The 1842-nt window shown below is 28.6% G+C and carries 1 protein-coding gene; it reads right to left on the bottom strand.

All coding sequences use genetic code 11. The features are described 5' to 3' along the window. Nucleotides 1-101: 101 nt before the first annotated feature. Nucleotides 102-1802, bottom strand: coding sequence for a hypothetical protein (locus OQ5_RS0105845; protein ID WP_016776586.1), 1701 nt, complete (start codon nt 1800-1802; stop codon nt 102-104). Nucleotides 1803-1842: the final 40 nt, after the last annotated feature.

The following is a 1842-nucleotide window of genomic DNA, read 5'->3' as shown; positions in this document are numbered from 1 at the left end:
GAAAGCATGGTTTTGGGAGACACAAAACCCTCAATATGCTGTGGATGCCACGGCTGGCGTATAATAGCTTTGTTGCCGCCTGTGCTTATTTTCCATTCAATTTAGTTAAATATTGAGAATCCTTTTTCTTTTAACATTCTTGGAAGAAACCATAAGCCTCTTTCAGATAAATAATTAGTTAAGAAAATAGAAAAAGGTACGATTGTTCTTTTAACGTGGTCATTAAAGTGGTTTTTATCTTTGTAATTCTTTTTTTTGTCAAATGTAATGTACTTAAAATAGTCATCTAAAACTTTTTCAAGTTTGATTTTTCTATTCCTAAAAGCATCTTGATGAAATATTAAACTGTCGATATCAATTATTGCAATAGGCTTAACTCGTTTTGTGTCAATTCCATTTCTTTCTAATTCGGTTAATTCATTTTGGAACCAATAATTAATTAATACATTTAGCCCAGAAATATTTTGTTGTGAATTATGGAGTATAAGAATTGGGTAGATTTTAATGGTTTGAGGTTTATATTTTTTGTCAACAGGGAATTGATTTTTTAATAAGCGTTTGATATTTGTAATTAATTGTAATACAGCTTTATTATTATTTTCATCATAATAAAATTTCTCTTTCAGCATTGATTCATATATTGAAAAATCATAAGAATGTTTTACTTTGGCTGAAAAAAGTACGTCTTTGCTTTCAATAAGAAAAATATTATTCCCATTTCTTATATAATAGTCAGGTTCTGCATCTTTTATCTGCTTTTTAATCTGGGCTCCATTGAGTTTGAAATATTTATTTCGATATATATGCTCAATAATATTATACAATAAATATTTCTCTGAGAATTCATCGCAGTAAAATCCCCTAAAGTCACCTTTTACTTTTTTATTTTTGTCTAGATTCTTGTTAATTTCTGATAGTTTAAAAAATACGCCTTTGTGCAATAGTTCAATTGCAAAAAGACCATAAATTATTCTATATTTTTTATCTTCAATATTATACAATGGTTTGCTGCGAATTTCTCGAAAATCAAAATCCTTTAAAACATCATCGTCTCTTATTGCCAAGTTTTCTATGAATTCACAATCACTATCTTGCAAGAAAACTATATCATTGCTTTCTTCCTTGTCATTTTGGACATATGGCATTGCAACGGGAAGTATTCGTTTAAGGTACTCTTTCCAATCTTGGCATTTAAAAGTCGAAAGATATTCATTTAGAAGGTCTTGAGTCTTAGGGTGAGATGCTAGGAATTCAAATAAATAAATAGATTTAATTAATTGTGCAACAAATATTTCGTGCTTATTAAAATTGATAAGGTCAGAGTATCCAAATGATTGAGTAAGTGCTGTTGCAGCAAATTTTATTTCATCATTTACTTGTTCTGCAGAAGAAAAAGCGTTGTTTTGGGCATCTAAATTCTTTTCATTTTGGAATAATATAGCTTTGAATACATTTACTTCAGCTTGCTTTTTTTCTTGTGTTTCTTCTTCATTTAAATGGTCAAAACTGTATTCAAATAACTGCAATGCTGTTAGAGTATTAATTATTATTTGTCCGGATTCAACTAGCTTATCATATATTTTATTCGCCAATGAGCTGTTTTCCTTGCAAAAGAAGAATTCTAAAAAGTTTTTTATTTCGTCGTATTTTGAGTTATCTATGGAAAATCCTAGAAAATATGTTGTTGCTCTTATCAAAACACTTCTTTTAATTCCAGTGAGATAATAGTCTAAACTTCTTTTTTCATCATCAAAAATGGAACTATACTTGATTACTCTTTTTATTTCAAATCCATTTTTCATTTCTTTTCGTGTTTGTTTTTACATTGCATTGGCGGCAACG

Origin of the sequence: Anaerophaga thermohalophila str. Valhall (assembly GCF_000250735.1) — a bacterium.
GTDB lineage: Bacteria > Bacteroidota > Bacteroidia > Bacteroidales > Marinilabiliaceae > Anaerophaga > Anaerophaga thermohalophila_A.
The sequence above is the reverse complement of the archived record's forward strand: the minus strand, read 5'-3'. Positions and strand labels throughout refer to the sequence as shown.